This is a genomic window from Pseudomonas sp. K8 (assembly GCF_014889455.1).
GTDB lineage: Bacteria > Pseudomonadota > Gammaproteobacteria > Pseudomonadales > Pseudomonadaceae > Aquipseudomonas > Aquipseudomonas veronii.
This window is the reverse complement of sequence record NZ_VJWO01000198.1, coordinates 1-625: the sequence shown is the minus strand read 5'-3', so window position 1 is coordinate 625 and position 625 is coordinate 1. Positions and strand designations below refer to the sequence as shown.

Below are 625 nucleotides of genomic sequence, written 5' to 3'. Positions count from 1 at the left end.
CGCAACGCCGGTGGCCAGGCCTGGATCCAGTGCCCCGACGAAGCCTATTCCCCGATCATGCCAGCGGCTGCGCTGGCACATGCCGGCGCCGATGCGGTGCTGACGCTCACCTCCCTATGCTCGCGCATGAAAGGCCTTGCCCGATGAACCTTATCGAGTCCACCCCGACGCCGGCCACCGAGCGTGTGAACCTGCTCATCGTCGATGACGTCCCCCAGAACCTGGTCGCCATGGAGGCGCTGCTGCGCCGCGACGGCCTGGACATCCTGTGCGCGGCCTCGGGTGCCGAAGCGCTGGAACTGCTGCTCGAACACGAAGTGGCGCTGGCGCTGCTGGACGTGCACATGCCGGAGATCGACGGTTTTTCGCTGGCCGAGCTGATGCGCGGCTCGCAGCGCAGCCGCGATGTGCCGATCATCTTCCTGACCGCCTCGCCGAACGATCCGGTGCGCGCGTTCAAGGGCTACGAAAGCGGCGCGGTGGATTTCCTGCACAAGCCGATCGAGCCGCAGGTGATCATGAGCAAGGTCAACGTGTTCATTGAGCTGTACCAGCAGAAGCAGCTGCTTAAGGCGCGCAACCAGGCGCTGGAGCACGCCCTCAAGCTCAATGAAACGATGATGGC

At 64.8% G+C, this 625-nt stretch carries 1 protein-coding gene; it reads left to right on the top strand.

Annotation, left to right across the window (positions count from 1 at the left end; all coding sequences use genetic code 11):
* Positions 1 to 143: 143 nt before the first annotated feature.
* A partial coding sequence (locus tag INT12_RS30965; protein ID WP_193059238.1) for a two-component system response regulator occupies positions 144 to 625 on the top strand: 482 nt, incomplete at its 3' end.